The sequence below is a fragment of the Actinoalloteichus fjordicus genome (genome assembly GCF_001941625.1).
Lineage (GTDB): Bacteria > Actinomycetota > Actinomycetes > Mycobacteriales > Pseudonocardiaceae > Actinoalloteichus_A > Actinoalloteichus_A fjordicus.
This window is the reverse complement of sequence record NZ_CP016076.1, coordinates 4067287-4087000: the sequence shown is the minus strand read 5'-3', so window position 1 is coordinate 4087000 and position 19714 is coordinate 4067287. Positions and strand designations below refer to the sequence as shown.

Here is a 19714-nt window from a genome sequence, read left to right as displayed (position 1 = left end):
AATCGATGCTTTTCAGTGTCGATGACGAAAGCGGCCAGCGGTCGCCATCGTGCTATTCCTGACTGGTGGCTCGTTCGAACCGGCCCATCGTGGTCACTCGTGATTGGAATCATTGTGACGATCAGTTCATCGAACCAAAGAATGGATCTTTCGGCGACGGAACTGGCTGAGTTGGATCGTCGGCATCTCATTCACCCGATGCAGGCGGACTCGATCGGCGAGCGCGTTGTCATCGTGCGAGGCAGCGGCTCTACGGTGTGGGACGCGGCGGGCAGGGAACTGCTCGACGCCACCGGCGGTGGGCTGTGGCATTCCCATGTCGGCCACGGCCGTCGTGAGCTCGCCGATGCCGCCGCGCGACAGATCGCCGAGTTGGAGTACTTCACCACCTTCCAGGAGTTCAGCACCGATAAGACGATCGCCCTGGCGACCCGGCTCGCGGGGCTGGCACCGGACGACCTCAACAAGGTCTTCTTCACCAGCGGTGGCTCCGACAGCGTCGAGACCGCAGTCAAGGCAGCCCGCCTCTATCACCGCAGACGCGGGGAGCCGGACCGTACCTGGATCATCTCGCGAGACTTCGGCTTCCACGGTGCGGGCTACGGTGCCGGAACCCTGACCGGTTTCGAGCTGATGCAGGCGGGTGTCGGTCCGAACCTGCCGGACGTCGTCAAGGTCTCGCCGCCGTATGCCTACCGCGCGGCCGAGCTGTACGGCGAGCGCGAGCCCACCGATTTCCTGATCGCCGAGCTGGAGGAGACGATCGCTCGGATCGGACCCGGCAGGATCGCGGCGATGGTCGGTGAGCCGGTCATGGGCGGCGGCGGCGTGCTGACTCCCCCCGACGACTACTGGCCGCGCGTGCGCGAGGTGCTCTCTCGGCACGGGATCCTGCTCGTCGCCGACGAGGTCATCACGGCGTTCGGTCGCACCGGCTCCTGGTTCGAATCGGCCGCGCGTGGCATGAAACCCGACATCATCACCACTGCGAAGGGGCTCACCAGCGGTTACTTCTCGCTCGGTGCGGTGCTGATGCGCGATGAGATCGGTGAGGTCATCTGTCGGGAGACCGGCTTCTTCCATGGTTACACCTTCAGCGGCCACCCCGTCGGCAGCGCGGTGGCCTTGGCGAACCTGGACATCATCGAGCGCGAAGACCTGGTGGCAGGCGCGTTCCCGATGGGGGATCGATTCCGCGCAGGCCTCGCCGCACTGGCCGACGTCTCCACCGTCGGAGACGTCAGAGTGGTGGGCGCCGCCGCCGCCGTCGAGATGGTCCGAGACCGGCGGACGCGAGAGCCGATGCCCTTCCCGGAGGTGTTCGCGTTGACAGCCCGCATCCGTGACGAGCACGGGATCATCGTTCGACCTTACGCGCACAACATCATCATGGCCCCGCCCCTGGTCATGACAGGAGACGAGGTCGGCAGGACGACTGCCGCCGTGGTCGAGGTGCTCGCCGGGTCCGGCGCATGAGGTTCGGCCGCACTGGTCTCACCCGGTGCGGGCCGACGATGTTCTCCTAGCGACGACGACGGGACGGGCGCTGGACGGCGTCCGTCCCGTCGGGCATCGCCGACGGAATACCGGGACGTGACTGGGACCCGAAGGACTGCCTGCCGGGAAGTCGTCCCTCTTCGGCGGGCGATGCCGTGGTACACGCCCAGCGGCCCCGACGCCTTCAGCGCGGAGACGGGTACGGCGGTGGGAGGCGGAGCCCGACTCGTGGGGGAACCTGCCGGGCGTGCCTGCCTGCCTACGTCGATCGCGGTGCCGAGCGAAGTACGGGGCGGATCGCGGGCGCCCCGCTGGTCAACGCCCGATCCCCCGGTAGTGCAGCCCGAGGTCGTGGAGCCGACGGATCGTGTCGGCCGGGTAGTAGATCCGCCCGTCGAAGATCAGACACTGGTCGGCGACGACCGTACACAGCGCCGCGAAGTCGATCTCGCGAAACTGGCGGTGCCCGGCGAGGATCGCGACGCAGTGCGCGCCGTCGACCGCGGCCTCGAGCGTCGACTCGGGCCGGATGCCGAACATGTCGTGAACGGCATCGGGATCGGCCAAGGGGTCGAACAACGTCACCGTCGTCCCCGCAGCCAGCAGGGCGTCCACCACTCCCTTGACCGGTGTGTTGCGGAGATCGCCGGTGTCGTTCTTGAACGTCACGCCCAACACGGCGACCTTCGCCGCTGCGGGGCTGACGTTGAGCTTGAGGAGTTCATCGCTGATCACCTGGCGGCTGTGACCTGGCATAGCCTCATTGACCTGGCGGGCCACCGGTATGGTCCGCAGATCGACGCCCCGGTCACGTGCGGCTCGCCACACCATCCACGGGTCCTTGACGAGGCACGACCCGCCGACGCCGATGCTGGGCAGCAGGATGTTGACGTGCCGTTCGCCCTTGGGCAGCTGATTGGCAGCTCCGATCACGTCGAGTACATCGACGTCGAAGGCCGCCGAGAGTCGGGCCACCTCGTTGGCGATGGCGATGTTGGCATCGATCCACCAGTTGGTGGCCAGCTTGACGACCTCGGCTGTCTCCGGTGTCGGCACTGTCTGCGTCGGGACCTCCAGGGCCTGCGCCCAGAACTGCTCGGCGGCCGCGGCGCTGTCGGGTCCACACCCGCCTACCACGATCGGCAGCGTGCGCAGTTGCGCCAGTGCGGACCCCTCGGCAAGCCGCTCCGGAGTGAACGCCAGTCCGAAATCGTGCTCGACGCGGAGCCCGGAGCGCTCGAGCAGGGGTGCGACCAGCGTGCGGGTCGTCCCTGGTGAGACGGTGCTCTTGAGGATCACGAGCTGCTCCCGTCGTAGCCGGGCGGCGAGTTGCCCGCAGACCTGCTCTAGTGCGTCGGTCAGGAGGGTGCCGTGCTCATCCACCGGCGTGCCCACCGTGATGATCACGATGTCCGCGTCTCGTACGGCGTCGTGGTCGGTGGTGAACGTCAGCAGCTCTGAGCCGTGCAGCCTGGCCACCGCCTCGGAAAGACCAGGCTCCGGAATCGGGCACCGCCCCGCTCGGAGTTCGTCGATCAACACGCCGTCCTTGTCGATCGCGACGACGGGCCTGCCGAGTTCGGCCAGCGTGACCCCGAGACACGACCCGACATAACCGAAACCGACGACGGCGATACGGGGGTGACGAAACCGTGGAATGAATCGCATGACTGCTCTTCCCTAGCTGTCGGCAGAGTGCGGCCGATTCCCTGCGAATGGCGTCGGGCCGAGATGCGGCCGAATTCCGGTGACCACTCGGTCGCCTGCCACGTTAGCAGCGCGGTAGACTATGTGAGTTGTCGCAAGGTGCTCACCGTCGGTGCAGCGTGTTCCGCCGTCGTACGACAGTCGCCGATGCGTGCCCGCAAAGGTGGTGCGTCAACGGATTCCCCCGGGCCGCGCTTGCGGAATTCTGTTCCGACCGGTGTCGCATTGATGGATTGAATTTGTCGGATCGTGCGGACCTAGTCAGGGAGCTACCGAATCGCGGCGCCTGCTGGGACCATGATGACGGGATCGTTCGTCCCGGCCAACTCGAATCGGAGTGTGTGATGAGTGAGATGATCAATATATTTCAACCGTCGCTCGGAACGCGCGAGCTGGCCGCTGTGCAGGAGGTCTTCGAGAGCAACTGGATCGGGCGGGGGCCGCGTACTGCGGCATTCGAGGCGGAGTTCGCCCGGCATATCGGGGTCGATCCTGGTCACGTCACCTCGGTGAACTCCTGCACCGAGGCGACTTTTCTGGCGATGGAGCTGGCAGGCGTCGGTCCCGGCACCGAGGTGGTGATGCCGACGGTGAGCTTCGTCGGTGCTGCCAACGCCGTCGCGGCGCGGGGTGCCCGGCCGGTGTTCTGCGATGTGGATCCTCACGGACTCAACCCGACTGCCGATTCGATCCGGGCTGCGATGACGCCGAGGACGAAGGCAGTGCTCGTGCTGCACTACGGCGGGTATCCCGGCGACATCGCGGCCATCGCGCAACTGTGCCGAGAGCGCGGGGTGCTTCTGATCGAGGACGCCGCCATCGCCATCGACTCTCGGGTGGACGGTCGGGCGTGTGGGACGTTCGGCGACCTGGCCGTCTGGAGCTTCGACCACGGCAAGATCGTGGTCACCGTCGACGGCGGGATGCTCTACGTTCGTGATCCGGAACTGGCGGCCAGGGCACCCAGACTCGCCTACTTCGGTCTCGAGCAGGCCAGCGGCTACGACCAGGCACAGCGCAGCCGTACCCGATGGTGGGAGTTCGAGGTGTCGGCCTTCGCCCGGCGGTCGGTGACCAACGACGTGCTCACCGCCGTCGGCAGTGTCCAGCTCAGCAGGCTTCCCGAGTTCATGGCACGCAGGCGTGAGGTCGCGCGTCGTTACGACCAGGAGTTCGCGGGGCTCCAGGGGATGTCCTGTCCTCCTCAGCTGCCTGAGGGACACGAGACCTCCCACTACATGTACTGGGTCAGGTTCGACGGTGGCATCCGGGACGAGGTGGCTCGCGATCTCTACGAACGTGGCATCTACACCACCTTCCGGTACCCCCTCCTGCACAAAGTGGCGGCGTACGGTTCGGACGTCGTCCTCCCGGACGCCGAGGATGCCGCCGAACGGACGCTGTTGCTGCCCATGCACCAGTCGTTGAGCGACGACGACGTGGAACGCGTCGTCACCGCAGTGCGGTCCTCGGTCCGTGCGCGCCGTCGGGCCGACGAAGGTCGCTGACGAGGCTCCGGCGCCCGTCGCGTTCGGATTGGTTCGCCTGCGCGCACGAGGTGTCGACGCCGAGCCTGCGCGGTGATCGTGGATCGCGCTGCTCTGCGTCGACGACTGCCGTCGTGCGCCCGTCGCACGCTTCGATCGAGCGCCCGGCGGGCCGGGACGCGGTTCGCGGTGCGGCGAGAGCCGTTCCTGGTCGACCGGGCCGAGAGCCCGGCGTGGCTGGTCCGCGTACCTCCACACGGTGCGTCCGCCCGGTCTCCGCTGCGCCGCAGCAGGCGGCTGAGCCGAGGGCCGGAACTCGGGCGTGCGTCGCTTCGGAGGAGACGGCGCTGAGCCGCCATTCTGCTGAGGACCTGGGCCGGCTGGAGACACCCATGGTGACCGGGCGACGAACGCCGCACGGCGCGACTCACGTCGAGGCAGCCGCGCCATGGAAAGACGCCCGGATCGTGAGATTCGTGCCGACCCGGGGCACCCTCAGACGATGTGGACCTCCGGTACATAGCGGATCCACTGCCCGCCGCCGGCGCGGAAGTCCTGTTCTTTGGCCATGATCTCGTCCGCGTGATTCCACGCGAACAGCAGGGCGTAATCCGGGTATGGATCGCTGAACGCCGCAGGGGGCCGTACCGGTAGATGCGACCCCGGGACGAGTCGGCCCTGCTTGGCGGGGGTGGAGTCACAGACGAACGGCACGAGGTCGGGGCGGATGTCGCAGTAGTTGGTGACTGTGGCGCACTTGCCGGGTGCGCCGTAGCCGACCACCCGCTTTCCGGCGGCCCGTAATCTGGTGAGTAGCGTGACCAGGTCCTCCCGGATCCGCTCGACGGTACGGCCGAAGCGCTCGAACGTCGCAGGGTCCGTCAGCTTTCGCGTCAGTTCCTCGCCGATCATCCTCGGAACCGACGGCTGCACGGCTCGTGCTCCGACGCGCGCCAGCGTGTAGCGGATCTCCCCACCATGTAGGGGAGTGGGCTCGACGTCGACCAGTTCGAAGCCGAAGTGCGCGGCCATCGCCTGCACCGACGTCACGCTGAAGTACAGGACGTGTTCATCGTAGATCTGGTCGAAGGCGGTGCCCTCGATCACCGTTCCGAGGTAGGGCTCTTCGAACACGAAGACGCCGTGGGGCGCCAACAGCGCGTCGACTCCACGCAGGACGGAGTCGATGTGGGCGATGTGGCAGATCGTGTTCGCTCCGAACACGACGTCGGCCATGCCGTGTCCGGAGCGGATCGCCTCGGCGGTCCGCTCGTCGAAGAATGCCCGCAGCACCTGCACGCCCTTCGACTCCGCCACCTCGGCCACGGTCGCGGACGGCTCCACCCCCAGATGTCTGATCCCTGCCTGGGCTATCGAGGCGAGCAGGACGCCGTCGTTGCTGCCGATCTCCACGATGAACGGGTCTCGGCCGGTGAGTTCCGTAGCCAGGAGCCGACGTGCGTTCTCGGCGAAATGTCGTCGGTGGCCCGCTGATCCGGAGGCGTGATATCGATATTCCGCATGATATCGGAGTTCCTGTGGCATCTCGTCGATGAGCTGCACCATCGTGCACTGCACACAGGAACCGATGGCGAGGCGAAAGAGCGTCTCGCGGTCGGACTCGGCAGGCAGTGGAAAACCGTTCGCTGTCGGATGCCGACCCAGATCGAGGAATTCCTGTACCGGGCCACCGCAGATACGACATCTCCTGTCCATTATCGGATTCTAAAAGCGCGGGCGGTCCGGGTACTTCTTCGTGACTGCGGTGCTGAGTGCCTGCCGCGGGCCTGCGGCGACCGCCACGGTGGCGCCCGAACCCGGACTACGACCCGAGTCCGGACGCCCGTCGCCGTGTCCCCGGTACAGAGCACGCCGGGTGACAGTGCGTCCGAACCCAGGCCGTGGCCCGGTCCGCTGTCTGAGAGCCTGTCTTTGATCCCCACTGTCCTGTTGCGCGGGGCAGGCGCGGCGATCTGCGGCGTTGTCGTCAGTCGACATGACTCCGTCAGGTCTCCTTCCTCCGCCTGGCAGCTCGGCCACGCTGATCCCCGCTCACGACTCCAGGGGGATCAAAGACAGGCTCTTACAGCGACTTCTCCAGCCTGCCCGCCAGCAGCCGGGTGAACCGTGCCGTGTCGGCGAGTTCGCCGCCCTCGGCGAGCAGCGCCATCCCGTACAGCAGCTCGGCGGTCTCGGCGAGTGCGCCGTCACCGTCGCCGTCGGGCTGTTCATCGTGGGCGGCGCGCAGGCGCGTCACCAGCGGGTGCGTCGGGTTCAGCTCCAGGATGCGCTTGATCTGCGGGATGTCCTGGCCCATCGCGCGGTACATCTTCTCCAGAGTCGGGGTGACGTCGTGCGTGTCGCCCACGATGCAGGCGGGGGAGGTCGTCAGCCGGGCGGAGAGCCGGACCTCCTTCACCTCGTCGGCCAGGCTCGCGGACATGCGCGACAGCAGGGTCGCGAAGTCCTTCTCCCGCTGGGCGCGCTCGGACTCGGAGGTCTTCTTCTCCTCCTCGGTGTCGAGGTCGACCTGCCCCTTGGCCACCGACTGGAAGCGCGTCCCGTCGAAGCCGTCGACCGAGTCGATCCACATCTCGTCGATCTGGTCGGTCAGCGCCAGCACCTCGTAGCCCTTGGCCCGGAACGCCTCCAGGTGCGGCGAGTTCTCGATGCTCGCCCGGGAGTCGCCGGTCAGGTAGTAGATGTGCTCCTGACCCTCCTTCATTCGCTCGACGTACTCCCGCAGGCTCGTCGGCTTCTCCTCGTCGTGTGTGGAGGGGAAGGAGCAGATCTCCAGGATCGCCTCGCGGTTGTCGAAGTCCGAGAGCAGGCCCTCCTTGACGGCGCGGCCGAACTCGGACCAGAAGGTCGCGTAGGTCTCCGGGCTGTTCGCCATCATGTCCTTGATCGTCGACAACACCTTCTTGACCAGGCGTCGGCGGATCAACTGGATCTGACGGTCCTGCTGGAGGATCTCCCGCGACACGTTGAGCGAGAGGTCCTGGGCGTCGACGACGCCCTTGACGAAACGGAGGTACTCGGGGACGAGCTCCTCACAGTCGTCCATGATGAAGACGCGCTTGACGTAGAGCTGCACGCCGCGCCTGGTGTCCCGCATGAACAGGTCCAGCGGCGCGCGGGAGGGCAGGAACAGCAGCGCCTGGTACTCGAAGGTCCCCTCGGCTGCGAGCCGGATCGTCTCCAGCGGGTCGGTCCAGTCGTGGCTGACGTGCTTGTAGAACTCGGTGTACTCCGCCTGCGTGACCTCGTCCTTGGGACGGGCCCACAGGGCCTTCATGGAGTTGAGCGTCTCCAGCGCCGGCGTCGCGGCGTCGTCCTTCGCCTGCTCGGCGTCGGCCTGCTCCCCGTCGGCCTCCGGGGTCGCCGCTGCCGTCTCGGGAGCGGCTGGGGCCTCGACGGCCATCCGGATCGGCCAGGTGATGAAGTCGGAGTAGCGCTTGACGACCTCGCGCAGCTTCGCAGGCGAGGTGTAGTCGTAGAGCTGGTCGTCGGCGTCCGCAGGCTTGAGGTGCAGGATCACCGAGGTGCCCTGGGGGGCGTCCTCGGCGGGACCGATCGTGTAAGTGCCGTCGCCGTCGGACTCCCAGCGCACGCCTTCGACCTCGCCTGCCCGGCGGGTCACGAGCGTGACCTTGTCGGCGACCATGAAACTCGAATAGAAGCCGACCCCGAACTGGCCGATGAGGTCCTGGGCGACCGCCGAGTCCTGGGACTGGGAGGCCTTGAGCTTGGTGAGGAACTCTGCAGTGCCCGACTTGGCGATGGTGCCGATGAGGCTCACGACATCGTCACGGTTCATCCCGATTCCGTTGTCGCGCACCGTCAGCGTGCGCTGCTCCTTGTCGACCTCCAGGCGAACGTGCAGGTCGGAGGTGTCCGCCTCGAGGTCCTTGTCGCGGTAGGTCTCCAACCGCAGCTTGTCCAAGGCGTCCGAGGCGTTGGACACCAGCTCTCGCAGGAAGGTGTCCTTGTTCGAATAGATGGAGTGAATCATCAACTGCAGCAGTTGACGGGCCTCGGATTGGAATTCGAGTGTCTCGACCGGCGTGGTCACGGGCGTCCTTTCCGGTTTCTCCGCACGGACGGTCCCGGCTCGGGGCGAGTCCGAACCACCGTGGTGCGGTGTGCATCGACGAACCGCGATTCTATCGAAGCGGGGATGCCGAGTGGAGAAAAGTCCTGGTGATGGACGGCGACTCCGCCTTCGTCCGCGCCTCGGCCCGCCGAGGCCTGGTGCCGACCGGATGACCGGCCGCGCGGTGGCGGCGGGCAGACCTGTCCGAGACCGGCCGCGACGACGTCCAGGTGATCACGATAAGTGACATTTCGGCCCGGAAATCGTTACTGTGCGCACATGTGTCGTGGCGTGGGGCGGTGGCCTCGGGCCGGGTGGCTCGGCGAGCGACCGCCGTTCGCCTGCGGTGTCTGCGAAACAGCCGGACCTGACCCGCGTGCGTACGGGCGATTCGTGCAGCACGAGCCCTCGAGAAGCAGGAGCGATATGAGCCGATCTGACCGTGTCTTCCCCCGTCGCGTCCGCCGTGCCGCCGCTGCCGGTCGCCCCGCCGCCGGGCTGTCCGTTCGAGCTGCCTGCGGGTCTGGACGCGTTGCACGCGGAGGCGCCGCTGAGTCGGGTCTCCCTCGACGACGGGAGTGAGGCCTGGCTGGTCACCGGTCACGCCGAGGCCCGCGCGGTGCTCGGCGACCATCGACGGTTCAGCTCCGTGCCCGCCACACCCGGCTTCCCGACCAGCGGCATGGTCGGCGGCAGCACGACCGACACGAACATCGTCAGTCTCGGCTTCATCCGCATGGACCCGCCCGAGCACACTCGGTTGCGGCGCATGCTGACGGGGGAGTTCATGGTCCGGCGCGTCGAGGCCCTGCGCCCTCGGATCGAGGAGCTGGCCGAGGGACTCTGCGACGCGATGGAACGGGCCGGACGGCCGGTCGACCTGGTCTCGGCGATGGCGCTGCCGCTGCCGTCCTCGGTGATCGGCCTGCTCCTGGGCATCCCGGAGGAGGATCACCCTCGATTTCGGGACATCACCGCCAGGATGAACTCCCGCGAGTGCAGCCCTGCGGAGCTTGCCGGTGTCCTGAACGAACTGGCTGCCTACCTCGACGAGCTGGTGACCGCCAAGGAGCACGATCCCGGTGAGGACCTCCTCAGTCGCCTGGTGGTCGAGCAGGTGCGATCCGGCGAGCTGTCCCGCCACGAGCTGCTGGCCATCGCCGCGGTCCTGTTGATCGGTGGGTTCGAGACGACCGCCAACATGATCGGGTTGAGCGCCCTGACCCTGATGCGCGACCCCGAGACCGCCGAGCGTCTCCGTCAAGACCCGGCACTGATCCGAGGCGCCGTCGAGGAGCTGTTGCGCCTGCACAGCATCATCCGCAACGGACCGCGTCGTGCGGTCACCGAGGATGTCGAGATCGGCGGACGGCGGCTCAGGGCGGGCGAGGGGGTGATCATCGCGATTCCCGCGGTCAACCGCGATCCGCGAGAGTTCGGGAATCCCGATGTGCTGGACATCGGCCGTCCCAACGCTGCGCGCCATGTCGCCTTCGGCTTCGGCGTCCACCAGTGCGTCGGCCAGACCCTGGCCCGCGTCGAACTCCAGATCGCCGTCGCCACGCTGCTGCGTCGGTTCCCGACGATGCGGCCCGCCGTGCCGTTGGAGCAGCTCCCGTTTCGCGTGGACATGACGATCTACGGCCTGCACGCGCTGCCCGTCACCTGGTGATGCGGTCCGATCGGACTGTTCTCCGGTCCCGAGCCCGATCCGCCCGCCTGCCGAGCCGGGCCGCGGGCGGACAGGCCGGTGCCTGCCTCGGCCTGCCGCTCGACGTCGACCAGCTCAGGAGACCTCGTCGGCGACGCTCCGGGGGAGTCGACCGCGCCCGGCATCGGTCGGCGGTCGGGTCGGACTCGCCGCGCCGGAGCCGGTGCGTCCTCAGACCGCCGACCACCCGTTGTCGACGGGGACGACGACGCCGTTGATGTTGGAGGCCGCGGGGGAGGCGAGGAACACGATCGCCGCCGCCTGCTCGTCGGCCTCGGCCACCCGACCCAGGTTCACCATGTACGGCGCCAGGACGGCGGGACCGGTTCCCTCCCCAGGCTGTAGGGCGATGCTGGTCCTCGTCCCGCCCGGTGCGATGGCGTTGGTGCGGATGCCCGCGTCGCGGTACATCACCGCGAGGGACTTCGTCAGTCCGACGACGCCGTGCTTGGAGGCTGTGTAGGCGGCGCCTGCCGCACTGCCCCGCAGGCTCGCCTCCGAGGCGGTGTTGACGATCGCTCCGGAGCCCTTGGCGAGCATGTGCGGGAGGACGGCGCGGCTGAGGAGGAACGGTGCGGTCAAGTTGATCCGGATCACCCGTTCCCACTCCGCGTCCGTGACGTCCGCGAGCGCGGTCATCCCGTCCATGATCCCGGCGTTGTTGACCAGCACGTCCACCCCGCCGAAGGTGTCCACGGCCGTGGCGACGACCCGGTCGACCACGGGTTGTCCGCTCAGGTCGCCGACCGCCGCGACGGCGGTCCCGCCCGCCGCCGAGATCTCGGCGACGACCGCCGCCGCCCGGTCCGCGTCGAGGTCGGCCACCACCACGCGGGCGCCTTCGCCCGCGAACCGCAGGGCCGCCGCGCGGCCGATTCCCGCTCCTGCCCCGGTGACGATCACGCTGCTGCCGTCGAGTCCGCTACTGCTCATCTGGCGCTCCGCTGCTCTCGGTCCTGTCGGTGGCACGGCGTGCCGCCGTACCCCATTGATGGCACGGAGTGCCATCGTGTCCCATCGTGCCAGATAGTAGGGTGACGGCAGTAGTGCAGGAGTGAGGGCAGGGGAACATGCCGGTGCGAGGCGAAGGCGCGGGCGCGGCGGACGTCGACGTCCCGGCCGCCGCGACCAGGGCAGGGCGCCCGCCGCTCAGCGAACGCCGCAAGACCGAGATGCGTCTGGGGATCGCCCGCGAGGCCGTCCGGCTCTTCGCCGAGCGGGGCGTGGACGCCACCTCCGCCGAGGACATCGCCCTGGCCGCAGGCATCTCACTGCGGACCTTCTGGCGGTACGCGGCCACGAAGGAGGGCTGCGTCCGTCCCCTGCTCACCACCGGAGTCGACGTCGTCACCCGCGCGCTGTCCCGCTGGCACCCCGGCGCGGATCCGGCCGTCCTCGTCGACGAGGCGGCGGCTGCGGCGGGTCAGGCCATCACCGATGTGCCGACGGTGCTCGCCCTGATCCGACTCACCCGGACCGAGCCGGGCCTGCGTGCGGTCTGGCTGACGGTGCACGACGACGCCGAGTTGATCTTCGCCACCGCGCTCGGCCGGTCGACCGGATTCCGCCCCGACGGTCTGCGCGCCAGGGTGCGTGCCGCGATGGTCAACGGAGCCCTCCGCGCCGCCGTGGAGCACCACGCCTGGGGCTCGGACGACGCCGAGGAGACGTCGGCGGGCGACCGGGAGGGGCGAATCGAGGGTGCGGGCCTTGTCGAGGCGGTCCGCGAGGCGCTGCGGGTCGCGGTGCACGGCCTGTATCCCTGACTGTCGATCGCCGAGCCGTTCCGCGTCGAGCGTCGCGGAGTCACGGCTGCTTCCGTGAGCCACGCCGTTTCGAGCGCACCCCTCCACGTGATCCGGCAGGCCGTTCTGCGTGCCCGTCGCAGCCAGTGGTGTGTGGACGGGGCGCCGCCAGCCCGTCGTGGCAGGAGAACCTGCGGGCACACGAGAATCTGAAGAGATCAGGTTTTCGAGACACGGTGTGCTCATGGAAGAGCGGGACGCCGTTCGGTATCGGGTTCGCCCAGCCCAGGGGTCACCGCCCGCCGACGTGTCCACCGGGAACCGCAGATCCGGGCATCCGGCGAGCCCGCCTGCATCAGAGCCACCCGCGCCGGGCCGCCTGGACGCCCGCCTGGAACCGGGTGGTGGCGCCGAGGCGTTCGAGCAGCGCCGCGACCCGACGGACGACGGTGCGGCGAGACAGCGTCAGCCTGCGGGCGATGGCGTCGTCGGTGGCGCCGCTGGCCATCAGCGTGAGGATGCGGCGGTCCCGTTCGTCGTCGAGGGTGTCCACGCCGACGGCCGAGATGGGCATCGCGAGCCGCCACAGCGTCTCGAAGGTGTCGGACAGGGCGGTGAGCAGGCCGGATGGGCGGATGAACAACGACACCACCCCGGGGCCGCTCTCCGACTGCACCGTCACCATGGCGAGGTCGTCATCGGCGATGGCCAGTTTCATCGGGGGGTCCTGCAGGGTGCGGGCCTGCTCGCCCGCCGCGACCATCGCCGCCACGTCGGGGATCTGCGTGTCGGCGAAGGCCGACTCGTAATAGATCGTGCGGTAGCTCAGCCCGGCCGCCATCAGCTCGTGCTGAGTCTTCTCCTGTGCGGCGTAGTACGGCGGCTGCGCGAAGTACGGCGGTCGGTCGATCAGTCGCATCTCGCGCCGAGCGCCTGCCTGCATCCGCTGCAGGGTGGCGAGGATGCGGACGGGATCGTCGATCACCTCCAGCGGTCCGTAATGGCCGCTCTCCCGACGGGCGAACCGGAAGACCCGTTCCAGCTCGACGCCGGATCTGCGCAGCTCCGCACGCCGGGCGGCGTCCCGGTCCAGGGCGGACTCGGTGATCTGGGCGGGGGAGTGCGCCTCCCACCGGTCGTCGTCCAGCGGAATCACCACGTGCTCGGCGGCGAGCTGACGCAGCACGCCGTGCAGGACCGCGGGCGTGATGCCGGTCTCGGCGGCGAGTTCGGTGATCCCGGCGCGCGGCCTGCTGATCAGCGTGCGATACACCAGCCCGTGCGTCGTGTCGGGGTCGAGCGCGTCCAGAACCATCCACCCCCGAAGCGTGCCCGTCCCCCGGCACGACGATAGGAGGCACGTGCGGCGATGGTCAACAGAGTCGGTGCTCCCCTCGGACGAGTCGCGGCGGCCGCCGACCTCACGCGGCACGGCGGCCGCCTGCGACCTCTCGTCGGTCAGGGGCAGAGAACGGCGGAGGCGGCCTCGACACGCAGCTGCAGGCCCGCTGCGGAGAGCGGGGTGACGGCGGCCAGGACGACTGCCTGCTCACCACCGGGGACGGCGAGGGCGAGAGTGGTGTATCCGGGCATCAGGCCGTCGTGCCCGTAGACGGTCATCCCGCAGGTCAACTCGGTCTCGTAGAGGCCGAGGCCGTAGGACCCGCCGGGGAACGGCGTCATCATCTCGGTCAGCAGTGCAGGCGGCACCAGTTCGCCGTCGAGCAGCAGATCGAGGAATCGTGCCGTGTCGGCGGCGGTCGAGTACATCGCCGCCGATGTCCAGGCCATCGTCGGGTCCTGTGACCTGGCGTCGATCCGCACCGGAACCAGCGGCACCGCGACGAAGCCGGTCACGTACGGCTCGGGCATGAGCTGCTCGCCTGCGGACTGCAGGCCGGTGTTCGCCAGCCCGTGCGGGACGAGGATGCGGTCGGCGATCTCCTGAGCCGCGGTGTTGCCCGTGACCGCCTCGATCAGCAGGCCGAGGATGACGTAGTTGGTGTTGGAGTAGTGGTGCTCCTCGCCCGGCGCGGATAGCGGGGCCTGGGCCAGCCCGGTCCTGACGTGATCGGTCACGTCGTAGCTCTGCCACCAGTTGGTCGGCAGCGCGGCCAGGCCGGGAAGGTAGTCGGCGATGCCGCTGGTGCTCTGGAGCAGGTGGCGGACGGTGATCGCGGTGTCATCGTGGGCGGTGCCCGTCGTGAGTCCGGGGACATAGGTGCCGAAACCGGTGTCCAGCGAGATCGCGCCCTCGGCGACGAGCTGGAGGACGACCGTGGCGACGAAGGTCTTGGTGACGCTGCCGACCCGGTAGTGGTCCTGGTCGGTGATCGGGCGATCCTCCTGACTGGACACGGTTCCGGCGTGCACGCTCCAGTCGTCGGCACCGCCGACCCGAAACGCGGCGGCGCCCATCGCCCGCTCCTGGGACACGAAGGAGTCGACGGCGGCCTGCGCGGCCTCCCGACCCGAGTCGGCCTGCGCCGAGGCGGGGAGCACGGCGGTGGTCGTCGTGGCCGACACCGCCACGACGGCGGCGATCGCCCAGCGTCGAGAGCGGAATGACAGCGAGGACAGGGACATCAAACGGAATCCTTTCAGTAGGGAACTCCGATCGGTACGGAGTGGATCAATGCGCGTCGGACAGCGCGGTCGTCCCGGCCGCGTCGAGCGGCGTCACACCGCCGGAGAGTGAGAACGGATCGACGACGTCGACCGCGACGAACGCGGCGCGGTCGCCTGCGGTCGCCGCCGGGTTGGACCCGGAGCCGGGGCCGGTGGTCGGACGGCGGGTCCCCGGCGTCGGCCTACGCGAAGGGCGGCGCGCGGGACCGAGCCGTCTCGTCCCGCTGGTGACGCTCCACCTCGGGTCGTGGGCTGAGACCACGGCTGTCGCCCCGGCGCGGCGTGGTCGCTGCGGTGCTGAGCGACGACGGCCCGCGTCGCCTCGGCAGTCCGCTCCGCCGCGACGGCGGCAGGCGCGGCGTACCTGCTCGCCGTGCCGACCAGCACCGTGGCAGCGGCGAGTCGGTCCGGCTCGGCTCTGGCGGGCATGTCTGGTTCCCCCGTGGGTGTTCGGACGCGGTCCGGGACTCTCCCCCCGCGTCTCGATGGACGCAGTCCCGGACCCCGGTGATTCTGCTGGCCGGGCCGGGACCTGCGTAGGGAATCGTCTGTCCCAACTGGGCAACCGGCGCAAGTGAGCCAGCGCGGTGGAGGACCCTCCAGTGGCGACGGCCCGGCTCGATGGAGCCGAGATTCCAGGGCCTGCCTGCGAGCACCGCGCGGCCGCGACCGGTGCGCATCAAACCGGGCGGCCTCGCTGCTCGAACGACGGCCTCGGGGCCCGGTCACCCGCTGGTGTGCCCGCCGTCCGTCGGCGTCGCGGGCCCGGACTCGGCGCGCGGACCAGCACCGCAGTGCGGCGGGAGCGGCGATTCCAGCGCGGCGCCGACGTGCGGTGGGGCGGACCCGATCGACGGAGTGCGCCGCACCGGAGGGGAATCGCTCAGCGCGAACCGAGTCGACGGCCCAGTGCGTCGTCGATGTCCGCGCAGTGGGAGCGGATGGCATCGAGGAACGCCGCCAGCACGGGAGAGTCGTCGGCCGCTCGGAATGCCAGTGTGAGTTCGGGCAGCAGCGTGCGCGGCGCCACCGCACAGACCCAGAGATCGGTCCGGGTGATCAGCCGCATCCGGGACGGACCGAGGCCGACTCCGACGCCGCAGGCGGCCAGCCCCGCGATGGTGTGGACGTCTCGCGCGACGGTGGCACCCTCCAACGCCCTGGAGTCCGCGCCGAAGAGGGTGCGCAGCATGCCGATCACGCCGGGCTCGTCCTCGCCGGAGGAGATGATGAGGTGCTGCTGCCGGAGCTGGTCCAGTCCGATCGTCTGCTGCCCCGCATAGGGGTGTGACCGCGCCACCGCAGCCACCAGGTGGTCGTGGCCGAGCGTGACCTGGACGAGGCCCTCGGCGCCTGCTCCGCGCGGTGCGCCGAGCCCGATCGCGACGTCCAGCTCGCCGCTGACCAGCGCGGCGGTGCTTCGGCTCGTCGCCATCTCGTGCAGGCTCAGCCGCACATCCGGCCGTTCCCTGCCGAACCGGACGAGCACGACGGGCAGCGGTTCGAGCAGCGCCGAGGCGACGAAGCCGATCCGCAGTCGGCCGGTCTCGCCGCGCGCCGCGCGTCCGGAGTCGATCGCGGCGGCGGACATCTCGGCCAGGGCCCGGTGCGCGCGCACGAGGAACGCCTCGCCTGCCGCCGTCGGGAAGACCCCGTGCGACGTCCGGTCGAACAATCGGGCGCCGACCTCCTGTTCCAGGGCGGCGATCTGCTTCGACAACGGCGGCTGCGCGATCCCGATCGCCGCCGCGGCTCGGCCGAAGTGCTGGTGCTCGGCCAGCGCCACCGCGTAGCGCAGGTGACGTGCCTCCATGACGCGGGCCCTCTCGATCAGCGGCGATATCCGACAGGTATCGCGGGGCAGTGTGTCAGACATATCGGTCGATGACGATGCTCGTCGCCGATGAGATGAGGATCATGACCGTATCCCCGATCGACACGATGTTCGTCCTCGTCCACGGCGCCTGGCACAGCTCCCGGCAATGGGTCTCGACCCAGCGTGCCCTTGCCGGACGCGGCGTCGCGAGCATCGCGGTGGACCTGCCCGGCCACGGCTTCGACGCGCCCCTTCCCACCGGATACCTCACCGGTGATCAGAACACGATGAGCACCGAGAAGTCGGAACTGGCCGGACTGACCATGGACGACTGCGCCGACGCCGTGCTGGCCGCCCTGCGCGCCGTCCGCGGCCACGCTCGGGCGGTGGTCCTGGTCGCGCACAGCGCAGGAGGCGGACCCGCCTCGCTGGCCGCCGAGCGGGCCCCGGAACTCGTCGATCGGATCGTCTACCTGTCCTCCTTCGTCCCGGCGGGCCGGCCTCGCTTCCTCGACTACGCGAGCGCGCCGGAGAACACCGTCGATCGCGGCGCGGGCCTGACGATCGGCGATCCGGCGGCGATCGGTGCGATCCGGATCAATCCGATCTCGACGGAGCAGCGCTATGTCGACGAACTGCACCGGACCTATTACGGGGACGTGCCCGCCGATCGGTTGGACCGGTGGCGGTCGGCGCTGACCCCGGACCTGCCGCTGTCGATCCCGAGCAGTCCGGTCGCCCTGACCCCGCAGCGCTGGGGGAGCATCCCGCGCACCTTCCTGCGCTGTGCGGAGGACCAGGCGTTCCTGCCCGCCGCACAGGACCTGATGATCGCCGAGGCCGACGAGGCGATGCCCGGCGAGCCGTTCACGGTGCACACGCTCCCCGGCGACCACAGCCCGTTCGCCAGCCGGCCCGACGAACTGGCGGCCGTGTTGGCTTCGCTGCCTCGGTGACGGCGTCGGTGCCGGTCGACGCGCGGGGAGAAGATCCTCGTCGATGATCGGCACCGGGCGGCTCCCGGCCCTCGACAGCAGGCGTCCTGGCTCGGCGCCGCACCCGTGTTCGTGGTCGGGGCGGACGGCGGCGGCCCGGCCCGCTCACCTACTCGCCGCGCCCCCGACCGGTGTGCCGCCGGGTCCGGCCCGACGGATCGGCCGCGTCCGGAGGGCGCCCCAGGAGTGAGTCGGGGCGGTGACCACGCCGCCTGGACGACCGCCGGCGTCGGATCGGCCCAGGTGGATCGGTCTTGCCTGCGTCCAGGGCGGACCACTCCGCTACGCGGCCGTCAGCTCGCGAGCTCGGCGGGTGCGGCCTTCTCCGTCGCCACCGAGGACGGCACGCTCGGCCGCCGCCTGGGCAGGAAGGCGGCGATGACGGCGGCGGCCAGTGCCGCGCCCGCTCCGATGGCCATGACCACGCGGAAGCCGTTCTGGGACGGGACGGCGGTAGAGCCGAGCGTGATGGTCAACTGCGCGAGGACGACGCCTGCCACCGCGCTGGACAGCGAGGTGCCGATCGACCGCATCAGCGTGTTCAGGCTGTTGGCGGCGGCCGTCTCCGACACGGGCACGGCCGACATGACGAGTGCGGGCATCGCCCCGTAAGCGATGCCGATGCCTGCCCCGATGATGCTGGAGATCAACATCAGCTGCCAGATCGCCGACATCAGCACCATGCTCAGGCCGTAGCCTGCCGCGACCACGACGGCGCCCACCATCAGCGTCGTCCTCGGCCCGCTCAGTCGTGAGATGCGGGCCGACACCGGGGCCATCGCCATCATGACCAGCCCGGACGGCGCCATGACCAGCCCGACGGTCATCATCGGCTGGCCCAGCCCGTACCCGGTGGCGGTGGGCAGCTGCAGCAGCTGCGGCATCACCAGCGACATCGCGAACATCGAGAAGCCGAACACCGCCGAGGCGAGGTTGGTCAGCAGCACCTGGCGACGCATGGTGGTGCGGAGGTCCACCAGCGGCTGCCGGGTCCGCAGCTCCCACCAGCCCCAGGCCGCGAGCACCACGGCGGTGACGGCGAACATCGTGGTGGTGAGCCCGCTGGTCCATCCCCAGTCGGCGCCCTTGGAGACGCCCAGCAGCAGACAGATCAACGCGGTCGACAGCCCGATCGCGCCGACGAGGTCGAAGCGGCCTCCGGTGCGGATGCGGGATTCGGGCACCAGGGCGAACACCAGTCCGGCGGCGGTCGCCCCGAGGACGGCGGACGCCCAGAACAGCACGTGCCAGTCGGTGTACTCGGCCAGCAGCGCCGCGGTGGGCAGCCCGAGCGCGCCGCCCACGCCGAGTGACGCGCTCATCATCGCCGTCGCCGAGCCCAGCCGTTCGGCGGGCAGTTCGTCCCGCATGATGCTGATCCCCAGCGGGATCACGCCTGCGGCGAGGCCCTGCAGCACTCGCCCGACGATCATGGGCGCAAGCGAGTTGCTGAGCGCGCCGATGACCGAACCTGTCACCAGGAGCGCCAGGCTCACCAGCAGCATGCGTCTCTTGCCGTACATGTCGCCCAGTCGGCCGATCGTGGGGGTGGCGACGGCGGCGGACAGCAGCGTCGCGGTGATCACCCAGCTCGCGTCCGCCGTGGTCGCGTTCAGCAGCCGGGGAAGTTCGGGGATCAGCGGGATGACGAGGGTCTGCATCAGCGCCACGACGATGCCTGCCATCGCCAGCACCGAGACGACGACGTTCGTGCGTGGCGGGGCGACCGTCCCGACGTCGGTGGTTCGTGCCGAAGCACTCGACATGGTGAAGCCTTTCGTCCTGACCGGGTGAGGGGAGAAGGAGAGAATTAAATCAGTCGGTTGACTTAGATTAGCCGTAGGTCGGCGCGGGTGATCCGCCCGTCGGGCGGCGGCGGGTCCGTTCGGCGGTATTCGGGTGGTCGGGGTCGCTGTCTTCGACTCTGGCGCGTCCCGTCGTCTCGCGCAGCGTCTTCAGGGGTACGAACCTCGGGCCGTCCTCGGCGTGCTCCCGTGCAACGGCTCGGCGCGTCGGGCGGCCCCCTGCCGGG

Annotated in this window: 14 protein-coding genes; 5 read left to right on the top strand and 9 right to left on the bottom strand. The window is 69.4% G+C overall.

The window, feature by feature from the left end:
• The first annotated feature begins 99 nt into the window (after window positions 1-99).
• Entirely contained in the window at window positions 100-1476 is a 1377-nt protein-coding gene (locus tag UA74_RS17525) for an aminotransferase family protein (protein WP_318533257.1), read from the top strand.
• A 336-nt stretch (window positions 1477-1812) separates the two neighbouring features.
• Here the strand turns inward: UA74_RS17525 and UA74_RS17520 are convergent, their stop codons facing one another.
• Window positions 1813-3165 carry a nucleotide sugar dehydrogenase gene (locus tag UA74_RS17520; RefSeq protein WP_075741234.1) on the bottom strand — a complete coding sequence of 451 codons (1353 nt, stop codon included), beginning with the start codon at window positions 3163-3165 and terminating at the stop codon, window positions 1813-1815.
• Window positions 3166-3548: 383 nt separating this feature from the next.
• Between UA74_RS17520 and UA74_RS17515 the strand changes: the two genes are divergently transcribed.
• Window positions 3549-4712: a DegT/DnrJ/EryC1/StrS aminotransferase family protein gene (locus UA74_RS17515; RefSeq protein ID WP_075741233.1), complete on the top strand. Its 1164-nt coding sequence runs from the start codon at window positions 3549-3551 to the stop codon at window positions 4710-4712.
• 474 nt (window positions 4713-5186) lie between these two features.
• On the opposite strand, the gene UA74_RS17510 is transcribed toward UA74_RS17515, so the two are convergent.
• Complete coding sequence (locus tag UA74_RS17510; RefSeq protein WP_075741232.1) at window positions 5187-6407, bottom strand: class I SAM-dependent methyltransferase; 1221 nt, start codon at window positions 6405-6407, stop codon at window positions 5187-5189.
• 367 nt (window positions 6408-6774) lie between these two features.
• Window positions 6775-8766: a molecular chaperone HtpG gene (htpG, locus tag UA74_RS17505; RefSeq protein ID WP_075764933.1), complete on the bottom strand. Its 1992-nt coding sequence runs from the start codon at window positions 8764-8766 to the stop codon at window positions 6775-6777.
• Between the two features lie 463 nt (window positions 8767-9229).
• Between htpG and UA74_RS17500 the strand changes: the two genes are divergently transcribed.
• A complete protein-coding gene (locus UA74_RS17500) occupies window positions 9230-10459 on the top strand; it encodes a cytochrome P450 (RefSeq protein WP_198042757.1) in 1230 nt (409 codons plus the stop codon).
• 210 nt (window positions 10460-10669) lie between these two features.
• Here the strand turns inward: UA74_RS17500 and UA74_RS17490 are convergent, their stop codons facing one another.
• Window positions 10670-11431, bottom strand: a complete 762-nt coding sequence (locus tag UA74_RS17490) for an SDR family NAD(P)-dependent oxidoreductase (protein ID WP_075741229.1) — start codon at window positions 11429-11431, stop codon at window positions 10670-10672.
• Window positions 11432-11568: 137 nt separating this feature from the next.
• Between UA74_RS17490 and UA74_RS17485 the strand changes: the two genes are divergently transcribed.
• The gene (locus UA74_RS17485) at window positions 11569-12264 is read left to right on the top strand and encodes a TetR/AcrR family transcriptional regulator (protein ID WP_075741228.1); all 696 of its coding nucleotides are present in this window, start codon (window positions 11569-11571) and stop codon (window positions 12262-12264) included.
• A 334-nt stretch (window positions 12265-12598) separates the two neighbouring features.
• On the opposite strand, the gene UA74_RS17480 is transcribed toward UA74_RS17485, so the two are convergent.
• The 4 genes from UA74_RS17480 to UA74_RS17465 all read right to left on the bottom strand — a co-directional run bounded on the left by UA74_RS17480 (window position 12599) and on the right by UA74_RS17465 (window position 16684).
• Window positions 12599-13558, bottom strand: a complete 960-nt coding sequence (locus UA74_RS17480; protein WP_075741227.1) for a helix-turn-helix transcriptional regulator — start codon at window positions 13556-13558, stop codon at window positions 12599-12601.
• Window positions 13559-13701: 143 nt separating this feature from the next.
• The gene (locus tag UA74_RS17475; RefSeq protein WP_075741226.1) at window positions 13702-14829 is read right to left on the bottom strand and encodes a serine hydrolase domain-containing protein; all 1128 of its coding nucleotides are present in this window, start codon (window positions 14827-14829) and stop codon (window positions 13702-13704) included.
• A 46-nt stretch (window positions 14830-14875) separates the two neighbouring features.
• Entirely contained in the window at window positions 14876-15133 is a 258-nt protein-coding gene (locus tag UA74_RS32055; protein ID WP_075741225.1) for a hypothetical protein, read from the bottom strand.
• A 621-nt stretch (window positions 15134-15754) separates the two neighbouring features.
• Entirely contained in the window at window positions 15755-16684 is a 930-nt protein-coding gene (locus tag UA74_RS17465) for a LysR family transcriptional regulator (RefSeq protein ID WP_075741224.1), read from the bottom strand.
• A gap of 104 nt (window positions 16685-16788) precedes the next feature.
• Here UA74_RS17465 and UA74_RS17460 point away from each other — a divergent pair, with 104 nt between their 5' ends.
• A complete protein-coding gene (locus tag UA74_RS17460; protein ID WP_075743930.1) occupies window positions 16789-17643 on the top strand; it encodes an alpha/beta fold hydrolase in 855 nt (284 codons plus the stop codon).
• 332 nt (window positions 17644-17975) lie between these two features.
• Here UA74_RS17460 and UA74_RS17455 read toward each other — a convergent pair whose 3' ends face one another.
• Window positions 17976-19448, bottom strand: coding sequence for an MFS transporter (locus UA74_RS17455; RefSeq protein ID WP_075741223.1), 1473 nt, complete (start codon window positions 19446-19448; stop codon window positions 17976-17978).
• Window positions 19449-19714: the final 266 nt, after the last annotated feature.

Coding starts and splice junctions, on each gene's coding strand:
- UA74_RS17485 (WP_075741228.1), top strand. CDS start 11,569: ATGCCGGTGCGAGGCGAAGGCGCGGGCGCGGCGGACGTCGACGTCCCG.
- UA74_RS17515 (WP_075741233.1), top strand. CDS start 3,549: ATGAGTGAGATGATCAATATATTTCAACCGTCGCTCGGAACGCGCGAG.
- UA74_RS17490 (WP_075741229.1), bottom strand. CDS start 11,431: ATGAGCAGTAGCGGACTCGACGGCAGCAGCGTGATCGTCACCGGGGCA.
- UA74_RS17480 (WP_075741227.1), bottom strand. CDS start 13,558: ATGGTTCTGGACGCGCTCGACCCCGACACGACGCACGGGCTGGTGTAT.
- UA74_RS17520 (WP_075741234.1), bottom strand. CDS start 3,165: ATGCGATTCATTCCACGGTTTCGTCACCCCCGTATCGCCGTCGTCGGT.
- UA74_RS17475 (WP_075741226.1), bottom strand. CDS start 14,829: ATGTCCCTGTCCTCGCTGTCATTCCGCTCTCGACGCTGGGCGATCGCC.
- UA74_RS17465 (WP_075741224.1), bottom strand. CDS start 16,684: ATGGAGGCACGTCACCTGCGCTACGCGGTGGCGCTGGCCGAGCACCAG.
- UA74_RS17510 (WP_075741232.1), bottom strand. CDS start 6,407: ATGGACAGGAGATGTCGTATCTGCGGTGGCCCGGTACAGGAATTCCTC.
- UA74_RS17460 (WP_075743930.1), top strand. CDS start 16,789: ATGACCGTATCCCCGATCGACACGATGTTCGTCCTCGTCCACGGCGCC.
- UA74_RS17455 (WP_075741223.1), bottom strand. CDS start 19,448: ATGTCGAGTGCTTCGGCACGAACCACCGACGTCGGGACGGTCGCCCCG.